Annotated in this window: 11 protein-coding genes and 5 pseudogenes; 11 read left to right on the forward strand and 5 right to left on the reverse strand. The window is 68.9% G+C overall.

The window, feature by feature from the left end; all coding sequences use genetic code 11:
- Both M1R94_RS18130 and M1R94_RS18135 read left to right on the forward strand, forming a co-directional pair.
- Positions 1-199, forward strand: a 199-nt coding sequence (locus M1R94_RS18130; protein WP_249383142.1) for a hypothetical protein, incomplete at its 5' end; no start/stop codon positions are given.
- A gap of 69 nt (positions 200-268) precedes the next feature.
- Positions 269-2779 carry a caspase family protein gene (locus M1R94_RS18135; protein ID WP_249383143.1) on the forward strand — a complete coding sequence of 837 codons (2511 nt, stop codon included), beginning with the start codon at positions 269-271 and terminating at the stop codon, positions 2777-2779.
- Between the two features lie 266 nt (positions 2780-3045).
- On the opposite strand, the gene M1R94_RS20960 is transcribed toward M1R94_RS18135, so the two are convergent.
- Positions 3046-3660, reverse strand: coding sequence for a transposase (locus M1R94_RS20960; protein WP_374109493.1), 615 nt, complete (start codon positions 3658-3660; stop codon positions 3046-3048).
- A 32-nt stretch (positions 3661-3692) separates the two neighbouring features.
- On the opposite strand from M1R94_RS20960, the gene M1R94_RS18145 reads away from it, so the two are divergent.
- The 4 genes and pseudogenes from M1R94_RS18145 to M1R94_RS18155 all read left to right on the forward strand — a co-directional run.
- Positions 3693-4028, forward strand: a complete 336-nt coding sequence (locus tag M1R94_RS18145) for a hypothetical protein (RefSeq protein ID WP_249383144.1) — start codon at positions 3693-3695, stop codon at positions 4026-4028.
- 213 nt (positions 4029-4241) lie between these two features.
- On the forward strand, positions 4242-4529 hold the full coding sequence (locus M1R94_RS18150; protein WP_249383145.1) for a transposase: 288 nt from the start codon (positions 4242-4244) through the stop codon (positions 4527-4529).
- Positions 4526-5107, forward strand: a pseudogene (locus tag M1R94_RS21010) (IS3 family transposase); the annotation flags it as partial. The gene M1R94_RS18150 and the pseudogene M1R94_RS21010, both read left to right, overlap by 4 nt.
- A 58-nt stretch (positions 5108-5165) precedes the next feature.
- Positions 5166-6097: pseudogene (locus M1R94_RS18155) on the forward strand (IS30 family transposase); the annotation flags it as partial.
- Positions 6098-6452: 355 nt separating this feature from the next.
- Here M1R94_RS18155 and M1R94_RS18160 read toward each other — a convergent pair.
- A complete protein-coding gene (locus tag M1R94_RS18160; RefSeq protein WP_249383146.1) occupies positions 6453-7460 on the reverse strand; it encodes a hypothetical protein in 1008 nt (335 codons plus the stop codon).
- 633 nt (positions 7461-8093) lie between these two features.
- Here M1R94_RS18160 and M1R94_RS18165 point away from each other — a divergent pair.
- From M1R94_RS18165 to M1R94_RS18175, 3 genes and pseudogenes are all read left to right on the forward strand, one after another.
- Positions 8094-9230, forward strand: a pseudogene (locus tag M1R94_RS18165) (IS3 family transposase).
- 78 nt (positions 9231-9308) lie between these two features.
- A pseudogene (locus tag M1R94_RS18170) lies at positions 9309-9587 on the forward strand (DUF4352 domain-containing protein); the annotation flags it as partial.
- Between the two features lie 188 nt (positions 9588-9775).
- Entirely contained in the window at positions 9776-10639 is an 864-nt protein-coding gene (locus tag M1R94_RS18175; protein WP_249383148.1) for a nuclease-related domain-containing protein, read from the forward strand.
- Positions 10640-10731: 92 nt separating this feature from the next.
- Here M1R94_RS18175 and M1R94_RS18180 read toward each other — a convergent pair whose 3' ends face one another.
- Positions 10732-12273: a hypothetical protein gene (locus tag M1R94_RS18180; RefSeq protein WP_249383149.1), complete on the reverse strand. Its 1542-nt coding sequence runs from the start codon at positions 12271-12273 to the stop codon at positions 10732-10734.
- 41 nt (positions 12274-12314) lie between these two features.
- A complete protein-coding gene (locus M1R94_RS18185) occupies positions 12315-12986 on the reverse strand; it encodes a hypothetical protein (protein WP_249383150.1) in 672 nt (223 codons plus the stop codon).
- Between the two features lie 242 nt (positions 12987-13228).
- On the opposite strand from M1R94_RS18185, the gene M1R94_RS18190 reads away from it, so the two are divergent.
- The gene (locus M1R94_RS18190) at positions 13229-14464 is read left to right on the forward strand and encodes an ADP-ribosylglycohydrolase family protein (protein WP_249383151.1); all 1236 of its coding nucleotides are present in this window, start codon (positions 13229-13231) and stop codon (positions 14462-14464) included.
- Between the two features lie 31 nt (positions 14465-14495).
- Here M1R94_RS18190 and M1R94_RS18195 read toward each other — a convergent pair.
- A pseudogene (locus tag M1R94_RS18195) lies at positions 14496-15131 on the reverse strand (N-formylglutamate amidohydrolase); the annotation flags it as partial.
- 286 nt (positions 15132-15417) lie between these two features.
- Here M1R94_RS18195 and M1R94_RS18200 point away from each other — a divergent pair.
- A complete protein-coding gene (locus M1R94_RS18200) occupies positions 15418-17775 on the forward strand; it encodes a HelD family protein (protein WP_249383152.1) in 2358 nt (785 codons plus the stop codon).
- Positions 17776-17780: the final 5 nt, after the last annotated feature.

Raw genomic sequence — 17780 nt, forward strand, 5'->3', positions numbered from 1 at the left:
GGATGGCGCACGCGCGCACCTGCGGCAGCGGCTCGCCGAGCGGGTGGCGGGGTGCACAATCAGGGACGGCCGATCGGTCGTCTTCGACGACGAGATCGAGCCGTCCTCTGCACCCGGCGATGAGGAGGAGGCGCTCATGATGCACTGGGCGCCGTTCGTCCTACTTGGCGATCCCATCCTGCACTTCACGCGATCGTAGGGTTGCAGAGGGGCAGAATGGCCTCAGTCGCGACTCGCGACTATCGGGAGCGGGAGGGGCAGGGGGAACATGACCAGGCGCGCATTGCTCATCGGCAGTCAGACCGGGGGATTGGCCGGCGCCAACAACGACGTCGCTCTCATGCAGGAGACGCTTGCCGCACGGGGCTTCGAGACTCGCGTCCAGATCGACGAGCAGGCCACACGCCGGGGGATCATCGACGCGTATCTGAAGCTCATCAGCGACACGGAAGCAGGTTCCACTGACCCGGCCGTCGTGTACTACGCAGGTCATGGCGGCTACGCATTGGCGAGCGACTGGGCCGAACGCAAGCAGCGCGGGGAGCGCTTCGACATGCGCTACCTCGTCCCGTTCGACATGGAGGCGACGACGGAGACGGAGTTCCGGGGCATTCCAGCCGAGCAGCTCAGCGTGCTGCAGCGGCGGCTGACCGAGAAGACGCGCAACGTCGTCACGATCCTGGACTGCTGCTTCTCAGGGACGATGTCCCGGGACCCGCGGCTGATGCCTCGGTCGCTGCCGCGCGCCTATCCCATGGACAACGCGTGGGTCGAGCTTGCGGAGCTGGAGCGGCAGGTCCAAGCTGGTGAGCTCCGCGGCTTCTCCAACCCCGACGCGGTACGCGTCGTCGCGTGTGACCCGACACAGTCGGCGTACGAGGAGGACGGGCAACTGGGCCGTCACGGGGTGCTGACGACGCAGTTAGCCCTGATCCTGCGCGAGATGGGGGAGCGGAATGTCAGCTGGCGTGTCTTGGTCGATCGGATCCGCCACCGCATCAACCGCTCGCTGACTCTCCAGCGTCCGGAGGTCGAAGGTCCGGCCGACCGTCTCCTCTTCAGCCTGGAGGTGCGCCGGGCGATCTACGCCCTACCCGTGAGGAGCCTCGATGGCCAGCCGAGCATCGAGGCGGCTGGCCTGTTCGGCGTCTCGGTGGGCGACGTCTTTCGGATCCTGAGCGAAGACGAGCAGCCAGTAGTCACAGCGTCTGTCAGAGCGGTGGTCGACGATCGGGCACAGCTCGACGTACCGTACGGCCTGGCCGTGAACTTGCCCCCGACCCTGCTCGCCGACCCCGTGAGCGCCACGACGACTCGGGGCGTGCGACTCGACCTCGCCCCGCCGCTGGATGCGGTCGTCGCCAGGGCCGTCGAAGGCTCGCCCCTGCTCCACGTCGCCGGTGACGCCGAGCCGACCGTGGCGACCATCGTCGGGAACGCGGCACTTCGTGTCCAGGACCCGACCGGCCTGCCGCTCCGCGAGGAGTCCCTTACCAGCGACGATGCGGGCGCCTTGCTGGCGGTGCGGCTCGTGGAGCGGATCGCCAGGGCTGAGCGGATGCGAAGTCTGACCAGCAGTCCGGGAGCCGCCGACAGTCTCCGAGTCCGGGTCGAGTACGCGATCCACGACGACTCCGGCCGGAGGGTCCTTCAGCCCGGAGAGGTGCTCTACCCCGGCGACCGGGTGAACCTCACGATCACCAACGTGTCCGACTCAACCCTGTACGTCGGCGTGTTCGACCTCGACACGGCGTACAAGGTCAACCTGCTCCACAACGCGGAGCCAGGAGGCATGAAGCTGCCCGCGGGAGAATCGAGGGTTCTCGGTGGGGCCAACGGCGGGTCGCTCATGTGGGACGAGGGCGTCCCCGAGGACGCCCCGCGGCTCGAGTCGCTGATGGTCATCGCGTCGACGGCCCCCCAGGAGTTCACGCTTCTCCAGACCCCCCGAAGTCGGGGCGCGGACGAGCCGCCGCGCTCCGAGCTGGAGCTGCTGCTGCTGGAGGCGGCTACCGGGCAACGGGCATTTCCGATCGAGGACGACGCGCCCTCGGCGGGGTACCGCGTCCAGACGGTCGACTTCATGCTGAGCCCGGGTGCGAGGCCGGATACGGCCGAGCCGCCGTTCAGCATCCGGGAGGTCTCGCGATTTGCCACGACCGCGGCCGGGCCGCGTGCGGCGATCCCCCCGCCGTCGCGGGTCGCTGTGCGGTTGACCGAGCTGCGGGTGCACAACAACAAAGCGCTCTTGAGGTCCGAGGTGCGGCTGGATGCGCTCGTGGTTACCGCCACCCACGACGGTGTCGTCGCAACGCCGTTCACGTTCCCCTTCCCCGGCATCGCGGACGGGGACCTGCTGCCGATCGACAACCTGCGCGTGTTTCTTGGCCCTGTCCGCGATTTCCTCGATATCGCGATCTGGGTGAACCGAAACGACCGCAAGGGTGCAGACCTGGCCCAGCTCTTCGAGACCGCCCTCGCCAAACCTGCGACCCAGGCGAGTCTCTCGGTCGTCGGCGGACTCGTGCTTGCCGCGCCTCAGGTCGCGGCGGCCGTGGGCGCCGTCGCCGCTGTCGCGAGCATCATCTGCCTCGGCGCGGATCTGGTGGGCAAGGCGGTCGGCAAGGAGATCGGCCTGTACCGGACCGGATTCCTGGAGCACGAGCAGTTCGGCGTTGGACGGCATCCCGCGGCGGGCGCTCGGATGGCGCAAGGGATCTCTTTCGCCTACGAAGTACTCGACGTCTCGCCCCACGCCGGAGGCGGGGGAAAGTCATGACCTCCGAGTGAGAGACGTTGCCGGGCCCGTCGCATTGCCAAAGGAGGGACCCCTTCCGGCGCCTGATCCGCGAGATCGTCCGCGCCGAGGCACCGGCCAACGAAGCAAGCTCGTCCGGCCCGCAGGGGTCCTTGGCGGGGGTGCCAGCACCGCCGCGACCACCCCGGGGCTGGCCCCACCTCGGGCACCGAAGGGTCGTCCTGGCCGGCTCCAAGCCGTGACCCGCCGTGGGCCTCCAGCGGCGATCTACGCTCCGGTCAACCGGCTCATCGCAGGTCCGGTGGGCGGAGTACGCTGGCGACCAGGAGCATGCGGAGCCGGTAGTTGGTGGGATTGCGGTAGTCGCGGGGGGATGAGCCGGTGGAGCTCGATGATCCCGTTAACGGCTTCGGCGCCGCCGTTGTTCGCTCCGCCGGTGGTGGAGTAGCCCAGGTAGGTATCCTTCTGCTGGCGCAGGGTGCGGCCCAGGCGGGCGATCTCGGGGATCGGGCACCAAGGGAAGGTGGCCACGACGTGCTCGGCGATGGCCTTGCCGTCGGCGGGGGTGTTGGCGGCGTAGGCCGCGCGGCCTCGCTGGTAGAGAGGGTCCCCGGCGTGTCCCCGGCGTGTCCGCGGTGGCCCAGGGTGTCCTGCTGGACGCGGCGGCTGACCTCGTCCATGGATTGGGAGGCGAGCTTGACGACGTGGAACGCGTCCAGCACCGGCATCGCCTTCACGGTGCGTTGCCGATTGCGGGGCCTCCCGACGGTCGGACTTCCGCCGAGGGCTGGACCCCATTTGTTGGTGGCCCAGGAGCCGGAGTCGGTCGGCAAGATCATCTCGTCGTGATCGAGACTCCCGATCCTGCCGCGCACGACGAAGACATGTCCCGGGTCCGCCATAGCCGGACCGCACCCGTCGAGCAGCCGGGTGGGTGTCGAAGCTGCCGGAGGACTACGCCTGCCAGGTCTCGCTGGCGCCAGAACCGTCCTCCCGGACGAAGGTGGTCGCGTGCCGGGAAGCTCCACGCGGTGTCCGGATCAGAACGCATGGGCTGCACCAGCACCACGGTGCGGACGAGGGTTGCGACGGTCTCGCGGAACTCGCCGAGCTCGATGTCGACCGGGTGCCCCTCGTCGAACTCGTACTCGATCCGCAGGTTCTCTCCCGTGGCAGACGTGGCCCCGACACGCGTGTACAGCGCGAGGAGATCGCGCTCTTGGCCGAGAATGAGGAGACGGCCGGAGCGACCGCACGGATGAGGTTCTGAGCCGACCAGCCGGCCGCGTCCATCTGGTCGCAGAGCGAGGCGGAGCCTACGACCGCCCCACCCGCCCGCTCGAGGTCCTGCGCGATCAGGTCGACGAGGTCCGCGTCGTAGTCGTCGACCCGCAACACCCCCGCGTTGATCCACTGCGGAGCCTGACGCGCTTCCCCGGACACCTGATCTGAGGTGACGATGTCATCTCCGAGAGGAGTCCTTGTGCCTGCAGCCAAGCCGCCGGAGTTCCGGCGTCGAGCAGTGGATCTGGCCCGCAATGGCCAGCAGCGGGTCGCGAAGATCGCGTCGGATCTGGGGATCAGTGAGTCGTGCCTGCGCCGGTGGATGGCCCAGGACGACGTCGACGCGGGCCGCCGCGAGGGGCTGTCCAGCGACGAGCGCAAGGAGCTGGTCGAGCTGCGCCGGCGGACCCGGGTGCTGGAGATGGAGAACGAAATCCTCAAACGCGCCTCGGCCTACTTCGCCCGGGAGAACGTCCTCCCAAAATGACCACCCGGCTGGTCCAGGAGCTGGCGGCCGACGGGGTGCCCGTCGCGCTGACCTGCCGGGTGCTCGGCATCTCCCGCTCGGGCCCGTACGAAGCCCGCGGTCGGGCGCCGAGTGCTCGCCAGGTCGCCGACCAGGCCCTGATCTCGACGATCGTGGCCATCCACCAGGGCTCGCGGGCGACCTATGGCGCCCCACGGGTCCACGCCGAGCTGCGGCTCGGGCTCGGGGTCGCCTGCGGGCGCAAACGCGTCGCCAGGCTCATGCGCACGGCCGGGCTGGTCGGTGTGTGTGACCGGCGCAAACGCCGCGGTCAACGCCCGCTGCCGGCCCCCCACGAGGACCTGGTCCAGCGAGGGTTCACCGCCGACGGGCCGGACCGGTTGTGGTGCACCGACATCACCGAGCACCCCACCAACACCGGCAACGTCTACTGCGCCGCGGTCCTTGACGTGTTCACCCGCAGGGTCGTCGGGTGGTCGATCGCGGACCACATGCGCTCCGAGCTGGTCGTCGACGCCCTGCAGATGGCGATCTGGCGGCGCCAACCGGCCCCCGGCGCGATCGTGCACGCGGATCGCGGCAGCCAGGGCGGACTCAATCGGTCGTCGCAACACCCGGTGATCACGGAGGTGTCGAATGGTGCGACGACAGCAGCAGGCGGATCGGGCTCTGCGACCGGCGATGCGGTCACCGGGGCGGCCGATCCCGGCCCGGCATGCAGAGCGGGAGTTCTGGCGGCTGATCGCCAAGGGAGAGAGCAGCGAGGAGGCCGCGGTTCGGGTCGGTGTGTCGTGGCCGGTCGGGTCACGCTGGTTTCGTCACGCTGGCGGGATGGCGCCGTTGCCGCTGGCCGAGCCGACCGGCCGCTACCTGTCGTTCCACGAGCGCGAGGAACTCGCACTGCTGAGGGCGCGAGGGCTCGGTGTCCGAGCGATCGCCCGTGAGCTGGGGCGTGATCCGGGGACGATCTCGCGCGAGCTGCGACGCAACGCTGCGACCCGCAGCGGCAAGCTCGAGTACCGGGCGACGGTCGCGCAGTGGAAGGCACAGACCGCCGCCAGGCGCCCAAGCCAGCCAAGCTCGCCGCGAACCCTCGTCTGCAGGAGTACGTCCAGGTTCGGCTGAGCGGACAGCTGCGGCGGCCCGACGGGATGCTCGCACCCGGGCCGGCGACGACCTGGAAGGGATTGAACAAGCCGCACCGCGGGGACCGGCGGCGGGCGACGGCGTGGAGCCCAGAGCAGGTCTCGCGGCGTCTGGTCGTGGACTTCCCCGACGATGAGGACATGCGCATCAGCCACGAGGCGATCTACCAGGCGCTCTGCATCCAGGGGCGCGGGGCGCTCAAGCGCGAGCTGGTGGCTTGCCTGCGTACGGGACGGGCGTTGCGCAAGCCCCGCGAACGCGCGCACAACCGGCCCCAGGGTCACGTCACCGCCGATGTCGTCCTCAGCGAGCGGCCCGCCGAGGCCGAGGACCGGGCAGTGCCCGGCCACTGGGAGGGCGACCTGATGATCGGGCTGAGCCGGTCCGCGATCGGCACCGTCGTCGAACGCACCAGCCGCTACTGCGTCTACCGCCGGCCCGACGGCTCATACGCGCGGCTCGCGGCTCCGTCTTGGCCAGCGGCGGCGATCGCCACGCTCTGGACGTCGACAATCGCGACATAGGCAGCTGCTCGGCGGTTCCGTCGGGATTCGGGGGCACCTGGGATCGCGGGGATTCGGAAGGGCAGCGTCGCCGCGCCAGCAACCTTGACGACGCCCAAGCGGACGAGGAGCATGCCGATCATGGGCGATGACCGCGTGACTGGCTACGACGGCGCGAAGCGCGTCGTCTATGTGTGCCAGAAGTGCGGCCACAAGAAGCCGGACGTGGCACGTCGCCCCTGCCCGATGTGCGGCGGACCTATGCGCCCGCCCGCTACCCCTTGACCGCGGCAGCCTCGATCAGTCGATCCATGGTGAGCAGCGTCGAGGCGTAGCCCTTCGCGCTCGCGACGGCCGCTTGGTAGCTCGTGGCTGCAACAACGATGAGGAGTACGCCCGGCACGAGTCGCCAGGGCAAAGCAAGTTCGCCCAGCACGGGCACCGAGGTGATGGCCAACGCGGCCGAGACGAACACCAGGCTCGTGTACATCTCCAGCCGGGTTCTGAAGTGATCATGGAGGACAACCAGGCGAGCGGGCACCTTGTGCCGGTTACGCAGGACGAAACCCTCGATGTCGCCCGCCGCGTTCGTCAGCTCGTCCTCAGCCGCCCGGAGCACGTTGCCCAGCGACGTGGGCATGAAGCGGTGCGTGGCGGGCAGGCGGTTGAGGGTCTGGCTGATGCGGGAGATCTCCGCGCTCACCCACGGGCTGGCCGCCGACCACCACTCAAGCGTGTCGGCCTCGGCGGCGTCTTCGGCCGAGAGGTCAGGTGGCCGGGGCGCGCCGCTGAGGTCAGCTTCGATGGCGAGGATAACCATCCCGGAAGAGCCCTGGAGGAGTAGTTGTTGCTTCGCTCCGGCAAGTCCACGACGCTGCACTCCGTCGAGTCGCTTCGAGAGCCAGGTGCGCCTCCGGACTTGGAGCCACACCCCGAGGCGGAAGGGCAGCGCGAGCGGACCACTCGCGGGCCAGTAGCCCTCAAGGAATCGGATGGCCTCGAACGAGAAGGCCTGCGTCAGCAGCGTGGCCACGACCAGTGTTGGCACGGCGAGGACGGCCAGTGCGAGCGCATGGGTCTGGATGGCATCCGCCGCACCCTCGAGGGAGAGTGCACTCTGGCCGTGGAACTGGATGAGTAGCGCCGCCACGGCGATGAGAAGTGCCCCGGGCAGCCAGGCACTGAGGCTCAGTTGGTTCAGCACGCGAGCAGCGAACGCAGAGAGTCCCTCGGGGGGCGTGGCTCCCTCTGCTCCGACCTGAGCCGTCTCGCGCTCGCTCACGCGATCAGCATGGCGCCCGTGTGCTCACCCGATGAACGCACACGCCGGGCCGGAGCCCTCGTTCACGTACCGGGGTGTCTGTGCCGATGCACCGCAGGTGACTCCCGACGATCTTCCTCGCTCACGTACGGGGAGGGTGCCCCACTGGGCCCTGGACGAGGCTGCCGGTAGGACCGAGCCGCCGCAGGAGTGGCGAGGCGCTGAGACCTACGGGGGCACGCACGTGCGGATGCCACGGGTCGCTCGTCTACCGCGTCGACGCCGGGCCAGCCTGCCGCGACGGACGACCTCGGGCTTGCTCACCGCGGAGAAGCACGAGAGTGATCGCACTGGTCCACCGCCCTGGTCGTTGGGGTGATGATTGCTGCGTGGGCTGTCTTCCGCCTGTCCACCGGGGCTCCGGTCGACGTCGAGGACTCTGCACTGACCGCCCAGGGGGCTGGGCAGGCAAACCTGACCTGCCTGTCCCTGCGTCCGAGCGCACCGTCCCGACGCCTGGTGTAGGGGAGCATGAGACGCCGATCGGCGTCCCACGGGACTGCTGCAGGGCTGGTTGACACTCTGACCTGCCCCCCAGCCTGGTTACCACTTCGGGTCTGGTGGTTCGGCTTCTCGAGAGAGAGGGTCTGAACCATGCCGAAGCCGTATCCGGCCAAGTTCCGCACCCGAGCGGTCGCGCTCGTGCGGGCCGGAATGCCCGCCACCACCGTCGCTGCCGATCTGGGTATCAGCGGAAGCTGCCTGCAGAACTGGCTGCGTCAGGATCGCATCGACCGCGGCGAGATCGAGGGTGTCCCGCGGAGCGAGAGTGCCGAGCTGCGACGGGCGCGGGCACGGATCCGCGAGCTCGAGCGTGAGGTGGAAATCTTGCGGGTCGCCTCGAATCTGCTCGGGCAGGTGGCCCCGCACCCAAAAGGGTCCACCCGGTGATCGACACCCTCGTCGCCGCCGGGCATCCGGTCCTGACCTGCTGCCGCGTTCTGGGCGTCAGCAAGCCGGGCTACTACCGCTACCGCAACAGGGCCATGTCCCAGACCCGGCTGCGCCGGCAGTGGCTCACCGGCCTGATCCGCGAGGTCCACGTCGCCTCGCGCGGCACCTACGGCTACCGGCGGGTGCACGCCGAGCTGACCATGGCGATGGACGTGACCGTCAGCTCACGGCTGGTGTTCACGCTCATGCACGACGCAGGGATCTACGGGCTGCCCGGACCCGCCCGGGTCAGACGTCTGCGAGGCGTCACCACCGCCGGTGACCTGGTCAACCGCAGGTTCCACCGGGTGCGGCCGAACGAGCTCTGGGTCACCGACATCACCGAGCACCCCACCCGTGAGGGCAAGCTGTACTGCTGCTGCGTGCTGGACGCCTACAGCCGCAAGATCCTCGACCCAGGACACCCGCCTGGTGATCAACGCCCTCGACATGGCCATCAGGAACCGTGATCCAGCACCGGGAGGGATCGTGCACGCCGATCACGGCGCCCAGTTCACCTCCTGGGCCTTCGGCGACCGCATTCGCCGCGCGGGGCTCATGCCCTCGTTCGGCTCCGTCGGCGACGGCCTGGACAACGCCATGATGGAGTCGTTCTGGTCCTCGATGCAGATCGAGCTCCTGAACCGGCAACGCTGGAACACCCGCGTCGAGCTCGCGAACGCGATCTTCGAGTACATCGAGATCTTCCACAACCGCCGCCGACGGCACTCCAGCCTGGGCTACCTCAGCCCGATCGAGTTCGAGCTACGCTCCAAATCGCCATCCATCCCAGCCTGACCACCACACCGCAGGTGGTAACCAGGCCGTGGGGCAGGTCACGGTGTCAACCGATCCTGCAGCAGTCCCCAGGGCCAGTTCGTGCTCGTCCACCTGACCGTGCGCAACATCGGCACCGAGGCCCAGTACTTCGACGGGTCGAGCCAGGAGCTGCTCGACACCCAGGGCCGCACCCACTCGTCGGACGGCTCAGCGGCGATCTACCTCGACGACTCGAACTCGTTCCTCAACCAAATCAACCCGGGCAACGAGGTCCAGGGAATCGTGGTCTTCGACGTGCCCGCCGACGCCCAGCTCGCCTCCATCGAGCTGCACGACTCGCCCTTCTCGGGCGGGGTCACGGTGGCGCTGGGCTGAGCCCGGACGGTGGGTCCGGAGCGGTGCCGTCGGAATGGAGACGGCACCGCTCGGCTGAGGGGCCGGGGACGCTCCGCCGCCCGTCGTAGGCCGATCGGCTGACGCCCTGCCGTTCCGATCAAGGCCACCGGGATGCCTGTCGATGGTGACCGTGGGTGCGAGTACTGCCGCCCGAACGGGGGGAACACATGGAAGCAGGCCACGGCGCCGAAGAGCAGGCGTCGCGTCGCGCCCGCAAGATCGCGCGCCTTCAGCAGGACGAGGCGGCCGGGCTTGCGACGGGCGACGAGGTTCGTCGCCAGATCGACCAGGCCCAGCGTCAGCAGCGGGCGTGGTCGGCCGGTGCTGAGGGTGAACGACTCGTCGCCATCACGCTGGGCACGCTCGGGCAGTACGGGTGGGTGGGCCTCCACGACGTCCACTGGCCCGACCGGCCCTTGGCCAACATCGACCACATCGCCGTTGGTCCGGGTGGGGTCGTGATCGTCGATGCGAAGAACTGGTCCGGCGACGTCATCGTCCGCGACGGACTGCTGCGCCAGAACGGATACCGGCGCGACGAGCAGCTCAACGGCGTCGCCCAGGCGGCTGCCGCCGTCACCGCCCTTCTGCTCCCGGAGCATCGCTCGGCCGTGAGCGGGGTCCTCTGCCTCGCCGCCCAAGAGGATCTCCCACCGACGGAGACCACTTCTGGTGTTGTGGTGGTCGGTCGGCATCGGCTGGCGTCCCTGCTGGTCGGCAGGTCGGCGAGGCTGTCGCCCTACGAGGTCGCCGACATCTCGCGCCACCTCGGTGGGCTGCTCGACAGCGGCGCTGGAAGCGCCGCCTCGGCCGGAAGACGGGCGCAGCCACACCGACGGGCTGCGGTCGGGGTCAGACAGCCCCCGGTGGGGCGAGGCCCGATGGCGAAGCCGCGCCGTCCCGCCCGCAGCAGCGGACGGGAGCGTCGGCGGAAGTCGGCCGAGCGCGAGCTCGTCCCTGGTCTCCTGCGGATAGGAGTGGTCGCGGTTCTGCTGCTGGCGTTCAGTTCCTATCTCCAGAACTTGGGCTGAGTGATCAGTTCGGCGGGTTGGCGCCTGGAACTGCGGAGTGCGCTTGGCCGCAAGAGCGACTCTCGACCGCAGGCTCCGCCATGCCCTCACACCTACCGGCGCGGATGGTCGCCCCTCCGGCTGAGCCGATGCCAAAGGCTGATCATCGGCTCGACGAGCACCCCCACGACGACGCCGGCCGCCACGAGGATCGCCGTGAGCCACGCGGCATCGGGCACGGAATCTAGGAGGTGGGTCGTTCCTGTCCCAGGGAGTGTGGCGATCGTCGCGTAGAGCCCGATGAGTGCAGAGAACGCAGCGACGGGAGAGACGACACGAAGGATGCGGTCGATCCGGTCACGCCGTCGCCCGCCCACTCGCTCAAGCTGTGCTTGCGCGGCAGCCGCAAACGTCTCGAGGTCGTCGGCCAGCTCGTTCAGCCGCGTATCGGTACGGGTAGTCAGCTCGCTCGCCAGGCTCGTGCTGTACGTCCACTCGGAGGAGTTCTCGGGGGACGCGAATCGCTGGGCGATCTTCGTCCGAGTTCCGGTCACCCGGGCGGTCTCCAGTGCTTCGAGCTGCGCGTCGAAGCGCGAGCTCTTGTGGTCGACTGTCGAGCTGACGAGCTCGGAGAGTCTCACCAGGGCGTCTTCAGCCTGCGCCCGGTGAGCGACCACGGGGAGAGTCGAGACGAGCAATCCGGCGCCACTGACCGAGGTGTAGTCGTGCCGCGGTGAGAGGCTCTCAAGGTTGACGACTGCTACCCGCGAGTCTGAGCGCAGTGCCGACGCCGCGCCGGGCTCGGCAGGTCGGTCCGCGAGCTCAAGCGCGGTCCAGGTCCACGGTGCCCCCGACTCCTGCGCCTGCTGATCATCCGTCTCTCTGCCCGTGATCTCCTCGATCATGGTCGTCCCGCCTGGGACCAGGATGGCGTAGAGGCCCTCCGTCACGGACCGACCACGGATGCGCTCGCTGCTCCGGCAACGGAGCGTCCGAATGTCTGCCTCCGCCTGCCTCCGCCCAACCAACTTTCGGGCGGCTCGAGTGCCGAAGAGGTGCTCCAGAGTCATGGTGTACGCCCATGGCGTGCCCTCGGTCAGCACCCCGAGAGCGCCGAGCACGTCGTTGTCGACGTGGCTTCCCACTTCGCAGGTCAAACCATCGTCGTCCGTGTGGGGAGCGACCCGCTCGACTGTGAGGACCGGAACGGCATCGGTCGCCCAGAGCGAGACGCACACCGCAGGCCGACCGGTCCAAAGGCGCTGCTCAACTTCCGAATCGGTCAGCTCGTCCAGAGTGCTGGCGGACGTGCCGAACGAGACCGGATCCACGTCAGGGACCTCATGCAGCGTCGAGAAGAGGAGTGTCGGCGTGCCGAAACCGACGTCCATAGGCTTGGAGCCGTCCGTCGGGACGCCGTAGCTGTCGAACGCCGCGTCCGTCGGACGGTCATTGGCCGTGGCCTCTTCCGCGCGCCCTGGAAGGAAGATCTTGGGGCCCTGAGGCCTCGGGTCGCCGAAGCGCTTGCGCCTGAGCGCCAGTGAGAGCGGCAGCACGAGGACCCGCAGCGATGCGGTGAGAACGTCATGTGGCTCGGGGCGAAGTTGCGGGTCCGCGAATGGCGAGACGGGGTGAACGGCCGTCGCTTGAGTCACTTGAATGCCCTGTCGGTGGCTGGGATGGGTCGCCGGTCAGTTCAGTGGGCTCGTGCCCATGCCGCGATGGCAGGGGCACCAGTGACGACAGAGCCGCCGTTCTTCACCTCGGTGAACTCGTAGCCCCACGCGCGCCCAGACTCATTGGGGCCATCGACCAAGAGCTCACCACCTGTCCAGCTGGCGTCGACCCCGAGGAGGATCAGCACGGCCACGTCACCAGGATGTGCGGGTTGGGTCCGCTCTCCGGTCCACGGGGCCGTCGGCCTTGGCGCCGGCCATCGCAGGTGGCCGAACGGGTCGGGGTCCGGCTGGGCCTCGAGGTCGGCGGCAAGAACCCGCGCACAGGTCTCCTCCAGCCGGGAGATCGTCCGCGGCGTGGGCTTGGTGAAGTTCCCCGTCTCAGCTGCCGCGAATCCAAGAAGACGGGCGAGGTTCTCCCGCTCGGTGGCGAGCCGTCGTCGGGCCCCAGCCGTGGGTTCGCTCCGCCGAACTGCAGGTGGCATGAGCGCAGCCTGCTCCCGACGGAACCGCGCAGCGGCCTTGCCCGAGTGGAGTCGTGCGACAAGGCTGGCTCGTCCGTCTTCGGGAGCGGACGCGAGTGCCTCGGTCAGGAGCCGCTGGCCTTCGAGTGTGGAGTCGTAGTCCTGCTGGGCCTCGAGAGCGCGCTGGTACTCAGGCGAGCTGGCCGCAGCGGCGTTGTCGTTGGTCACCGGTGTCCTTCCTGTCGGGTGCGCCGATGTTGGACCTGGGGTGATGACCACAACCGGGACCTTCTGCCGTCTCCGACCTGTTGCGATGTGGCCATGCCGGTTCCGGAGCATCAGCGCTGCGGAAGATCACCCGTTGAAGTTGGCTGACTCGGTTGGAGGAACACTTTCCATCGTCACTGTCAGTGGCTGGCCGTAAGGTCGCGTGCCGCACAAATCAGTGCTCTCGCCGATCAAGGAGCCGCATGCCCCGAGGAAACCGTTTCGCCGGCGCCTTTGACGACGGCATCATCACTCGCCCCGAGCACCAGATTCCCGCGCGGCTCGCCCGGGATCAGGACGGCTCGGTGGACGACAGGGCGGCGGGCGCTCTGCTGGGCATGGCGTGTGGTGATGCGCTCGGCGTTCCGTATGAGTACGGCAGGGCGCCGCGCGGCGCTGCCCAGATGCGCGGCGGTGGCTTGGGCGACTACGCGCCCGGTGAGTGGAGTGACGACACGCAGATGGCGATCTGCATCGCCCGGGTCGCCGCGACAGGCGTGGTGTTGTCGAGTCCTGAGGGTCTCGATGCCGTCGCTGCGGCGTTCGACGAGTGGCTGGACGGCAACCCTGCTGACATCGGGCTTCAGACCCATGACGTCCTGACCGAAGCCCGCCGGCTGACGAGCCAGCCCGCGCAGCGGATGGCGTCGGCGGCGGCGACGCTGCACGCCCAGACCGGCAGGACGGCGGGCAACGGCGCGCTGATGCGCACCGCGCCGGTAGCGCTCGCCTCTCTGGAGGACCGGGGTCAGGTCGCGGAGGCCGCCCGGATGATCGCGGAGCTCACCCACGCCGACCCTCTCGCCGGCGACTCGTGCGTCCTGTGGTCGGAGGCTGTCCGGACAGCTGTCGTCGAGTGCCGTTTGGACCTCGTGTCCGGTCTCGACCTGGTGCCCGCCGAGCGACGGCCGGCATGGGCGCGGTCGATCGAAGCTGCCGAGCGCCCGGCACCGCCGGCGGACCTCAGGCGTAACGGGTTCACCGTCACCGCTCTGCAGGCCGCGTGGCGCGCGACCTACCTCACGCACTGGGACGGCATCGAGCCGTCCGACCAGGTGCGCGACGCGCTCCAGGCCGCCGTCCGAATCGGAGGCGACACCGACACTGTCGCGGCGATCGCCGGGGCCCTACTTGGAGCGCGCTGGGGGGGGCGTCGGCCGTGCCTCCTCACTGGCGGCGGACGGTCCATGGATGGCCGGGTTTTCGTGGCCGGGATCTCGCGGACCTCGGTGAAGCGATCGTGGGTGGGCCAGATTCCCATTGCGACGGGTCATTGCGTTGACAGCCGCCCGCGGAGCCGACGGTCGCGCCCGACCCTTAAGCCTCACGGGTGCAATCGTCCGCGATCCTCGCGATGGCAGCCGCCAGGGTCTCGATCCGATCAAGGTCCGCGCCTCCATCAGGGTGTGTGTAGATGTCGCGCCGGATTTCGAGCATGAGCGAGGCCACGCGCCGGTCCGACCCGTAGTGCCGCAGCGGAACGTAGGTCCCGCGGAACGGCTCGTTGATCGTCACCGAACCGAGGGGGGCCAGGGCCGAGCGTGCCGCGGCGACCAGCCACTCGGGGGTGTGAGTCTGGTCGACGCCAAGGCAGATCTCGGGGCGCGAATCGTCGGGATGCAGCTCGTATGGGAGGGGGTGGAGCGGGTAGGAGTGCACGTCGAGGAGGATCGCCCTGCCGACGGCGGCGAGTCGCTCATCGACCTGGTCGGCGAGCGTGTCGGCGTATGGGGTGAAGAACTCATCCAACAGCCGCTGATTGCGTGAGGCGTCTGGCAGGCGCAGCTGGGCGCCGGTCGACGTCGCCGTGTACACGGCGCCCATCCCGACGGCGGCCATCTCCTCGCGCTCGTCAGGGAACCGCTCGGGGTCCACGACGAGTCGGGAGGTCCGGTTCACGAACTGCGATGGACTGCGCTCGGCGTGCGAGCACACCGCGGCGGCGATGAGGTCGGTGTGGGCATCGGTCATGGTGTCGAGCTCGCGGGCGAGATCCTCATCGTCGAGGACGATGCTGTCCTTACCCCAACAGGGATCACCCGGCTGGCGTGCGGCACGTGCAGCAGCACCGGGGAAAGGTGATCGCCGAGGTGGATGTCGAACCATGTGTGGGAGCTCCCGCTGGCCCCTGGTGTCTCGCTCACACTGGGAGACTAGGGCGCGCGCGGCGGGGGTCTCGTGGTTCGCCCACGAGGGGGTCTCCCGAGCCCGCGGATGACGTGGAAGGTAGTGACCTTCACCCACGGGACCGCGGTCGTGTCCCACCCCGATGGGAGCCTTCCTACATGATTACCCGGCGTCGGACGACAAGCAGGGCCTCCGCGCCTCATGTCCTGGACCGGCCTAGCCGATGGAACATGAAGTCCCTCACCACGCCGGGAGCGCGCATTCGATGACGAAACCCCTCGACGCCGACCTCAAGCAGGAGCAGTCGTACTTCGATCATGCCTTCGAGGTCCGTGAGGCTAAGCGTGAGACTCGTCGCCTCGCCTACCACGCCGCTGGTGACAACAAGGCCCGTGCGCGGCTGAAGGCCAACCACGACACCGATACGACTCTGGGAAGCCCGCTCGACGGCGTCGCGTTCCAGCGGATCGACGTTGCGTCCGGCGCTCCGTGTTACGTCGGCCGACACGCGATCCTTGACCAGCAGGGCGATCTGCTCGTGGCGCCGTGGAAGGCGCCCTTCGTGATGCAGCTCCGGGAGGCCACACCCGACCAACCGGGGCTCGTGGTCCGCCGCCGCGACTTTCGGACCGAGGCCAACTCGATCGTCTCCTTCGAGGACCTGATCTACGCGGACCTAGCGGCCCGGATCAGCGCGCTAGACGATCCGGGACTGGCTGTCATTCAGGCCGACGCGATGCTCGACGATGCGCTGACGCGTGACCGGTCACCGGAGATGCAGGACATCGTCCAGACGATCCAAGCCGCCCAGAGTCGCCTCGTTCGCGCGCCCCACGAGACTCTTCTGGTGATCCAAGGAGGCCCGGGCACAGGAAAGACCGCCGTCGCACTCCACCGGGTCTCGTGGCTCTTGTTCAATGATCGGACGCTGCGGCCTGAGGACCTCTTGGTGATCGGGCCCAACCCCACGTTTACCCGGTACATCAATAGGGTCCTGCCAGAGCTGGGCGACGAGCACGTGCCGCAGACGGACGTCGTCGGCATGCTGGGTGCCTCTGTTCCGGTGGGACGCAAGGACGATGCCACGGTGGCCAAGCTCAAGGGTGACGAGCGGATGGTCGAGCTCATCTCGCGCGGTCTATCCGACCGCATCCGCCCCCCGGCCGAGGACTCGGTCTTCAAGGTCGAGGGCGTTGCATGGCGGGTCGAGCTCCCGCCCGAGTCCGTCGAGGAGCTCGTCCGTGACCTCCGCTCCGACCACTACGCCAGTGGGCGGACGAAGTTCCGTGAGGCCGCGGCCGCCGCAATCGCGGTGCAGGTCCGGCGACAGTTCCAGGCGGACGGGTTGCCGCTTCGGCGCGATCCGCGCGACCTGCTCGACACCAGCGAGATCGACCTCTTCATCGAGCGCGTGTGGCCGCAGCTCTCGGCGCAGGCCTTCGTTCGCGACCTGTTCGGCTCATTGGAGAGGCTGGTCTCGGCGGCCGGCTCGGCGCTGACGGCGGAGGAGGTCCGTTTGCTGCGGCGCCCCGCGGCCGCGCGCCTGAGCGAGGAGAAGTGGTCGAAGGAGGACCTCGTCCTCCTGGATGCTGCCAACGCCGAGATCAACGGTGATCCGACTACGTCCAAGCACATCGTGGTCGACGAGGCGCAAGATCTTTCTCCGATGCAGCTGCTCGCGATCAGGCGCCGCTCCGAGCGCGGTGCCATGACAATCGTCGGTGACATCGCCCAGTCGACGGGTCACTGGTCGCGGGACTCGTGGGACGACGTCGTCGAGGCCCTCCGATCCTCGATGCCGGTCTCGATCGAGGCGCTCACGCACGGTTACCGGGTGCCGCGCTCCGTCATGGACCTCGCTGCTCGGCTGCTTCCTGCCGCGGCCCCGGGTGTCGAGGCACCGATCGTGGTCCGCGACGCCGAGGCGCCGAGGATCCAGGGCGTTCCCGTCGAGGGCGACCTCTTCGCGGTAGTCGCCGCCATCGTTCAGGGCCACGGAGCGAAGGGGCGGTTTGTTGGGGTGATCTGCCCAGACGCGAGGCGACCCGCCCTTGAGACCGCCCTGGCGGCAGAGAACGTCGTGTGGAAGGACGCCGACCGTGGAGGGCTCGGTCAGTCCATCAACCTGGTGAGTCCCGTTGCCTCTAAGGGCCTTGAGTTCGACGCCGTCGTCGTCGTCGACCCGGCGACGATCGTCGATGCCGGCCCTGAGGGCCACAGAATGCTCTACATCGCTCTGACCCGAACGACGAGGTTCTTGGACGTCCTCCACACGGAGGGCACCCTGCCGTCGGAACTGATGAACATGTCTGACGTGGCCGACGCACCCTCGGAGGTGACGCCGATGTTCGCTGCGTCCCGCACTGAACCGCCGCCGTCTCCGGGCCCGACGTCGCTCGAGGGCCGCACCGGGGATCTGTCTGGAGGTGCACTCCGCAGGCCTCCGGCGAGCGGCCGGGCTACCGTCTCGGTTCGCGGGGGGACGGCCCGCGAGCGCACTGTCGCGTTCCAGGCTGAAGCAGTGATCGAGCAGCTCGAGGTCACAGTGCCTCGAGCCTTGTGGGAGGACGTTCTCCGCGCCGCCCTTCAGATGACCGAGGAAGCACTGGGTGGCGAGTCGTGAGCACG

It is taken from the genome of Actinotalea alkalitolerans, assembly GCF_023369855.1.
Taxonomy (GTDB): Bacteria; Actinomycetota; Actinomycetes; order Actinomycetales; family Cellulomonadaceae; genus Actinotalea.

What these genes read in the sequence shown, in the direction of transcription:
- M1R94_RS18200 (WP_249383152.1), top strand. Translation starts at nt 15,418, where the DNA reads ATGACGAAACCCCTCGACGCCGACCTCAAGCAGGAGCAGTCGTACTTC.
- M1R94_RS18135 (WP_249383143.1), top strand. Translation starts at nt 269, where the DNA reads ATGACCAGGCGCGCATTGCTCATCGGCAGTCAGACCGGGGGATTGGCC.
- M1R94_RS18190 (WP_249383151.1), top strand. Translation starts at nt 13,229, where the DNA reads ATGCCCCGAGGAAACCGTTTCGCCGGCGCCTTTGACGACGGCATCATC.
- M1R94_RS18175 (WP_249383148.1), top strand. Translation starts at nt 9,776, where the DNA reads ATGGAAGCAGGCCACGGCGCCGAAGAGCAGGCGTCGCGTCGCGCCCGC.
- M1R94_RS20960 (WP_374109493.1), bottom strand. Translation starts at nt 3,660, where the DNA reads ATGGCGGACCCGGGACATGTCTTCGTCGTGCGCGGCAGGATCGGGAGT.